This is a genomic window from Bartonella sp. MR168JLCBS, assembly GCF_042194175.1.
The window spans coordinates 1-1360 of the sequence record NZ_JBHIMP010000090.1 but is presented as its reverse complement, the minus strand read 5'-3'; the positions used below and the strand labels follow the sequence as shown (position 1 = coordinate 1360).

Here is a 1360-nt window from a genome sequence, read left to right as displayed (position 1 = left end):
GATGGTTCACTGAAAGATTTAGAGAAGCGCTTAGAGGCTTTAAGAGAAGAGTTTGAAGATTTAAAAGAGTGTTCATTTTAGGTTTAATGGAGGAATAAAGCATATGAAAATACCCGATCATAGTCATGAGTATCTGATACCAATAGCAACAAAAGAGGAAATCAGAGAAGGAACTTCGCAAGATAGCGTTGTTGTTCCGAAGATTTTAGGGACGGCATCTTTGTATTCGTATGAAACCTTTGCGCCGTTAGAACAGGTTGTTAATGCAAGGCAAGAGTCGGAAAAAGCCATGGCGCGTGCGAATGGTGCGCAACAGGTTGCAGAAGAATCGAAGAGGGTGTCGGAGCAAGCGCTTACAGAGGTGACGAAAACGGGTGACGCGGTTACAGCAGTAACAACAACTGCTAATCTTGCAAAAGATACAGCGGATATAGCTAAGGGATTAGCAGAAGAAGCCAAGAATGCTTGTGCTGAAGTCAAGGAATCTGTTGCAACTGTTAAGATAGTTGCCGAATTGGCGCAAACAGGAGTGGAACAAGCCTCGCAAACAGCTTCAGAAGCGAAGGGTTTGGCGGAAGCGGCGAAAAGTGCAGCAGAGAGTGTAACAGAGAAAGTAGATCAAGCACTAAGAGAGGCTAGCGATGCAAAATCTAAAGCAGAAGGCTTAGAAACAATAGCCAATGAAGCAAAATCCACGAGTGATCAGGCAAGCCAAACCGCCTCTAGTTCTAAAAGTTTAGCAGAAGAAGCCAAGGAAGTAGCCGAGACTGCGAAGACAACAGCGGAAGAAGCGAAGAATGTTGCGGAGCAAGCAAAAGAAGAAGCTGATACGATGAAGCAAGGGCTTGGAGAGGTCAAGAGTTCATTAGACACGGTGACCGCAACGACAAATTCTGCGAATACAGCCGCCTCTGAGGCAAAAGTGTTAGCGGAAGAAGCGAAGAGTGCATTGACAGAAGTTCAAGAGAAGGCACAGAGGAACAGTGACAGTCTTTCTGAACTTCAAGGTAAGGTAGGTTCTCTTTCCACTAGTTTTTTAGAAGATGTGCGTTTTGATCAGCCTCACAGAATTCTGGAAGCCGATCCGGAAAATAGAAAAGGTCTTGTGATCAATAAAGGGGCATGTTTTCGCTTTTATCATGGTGGTGAGAATGGGGGTAGGTACCTCTTTTACCGCATTCCAGGGCGTGGAAGGATGACTTTTGACGAAGATCTTGAAGCAGGAAAGGATTATTATATATATCTCATCTTAAAAGATCAGACGAATGAGCTATCCTTTGACCTTTCGCAAAATCCGACGGCTCCTGATGGCTATACAAAGGATAATTCTGAAAAGATTGGCGGATTTCATACGCTATGT

At 44.3% G+C, this 1360-nt stretch carries 1 protein-coding gene; it reads left to right on the top strand.

Annotated features, from left to right (window positions below):
- Positions 1-103 precede the first annotated feature (103 nt).
- On the top strand, positions 104-1360 hold a 1257-nt coding region (locus tag ACFIK8_RS09305; RefSeq protein WP_375669257.1), incomplete at its 3' end, for an alanine-zipper protein.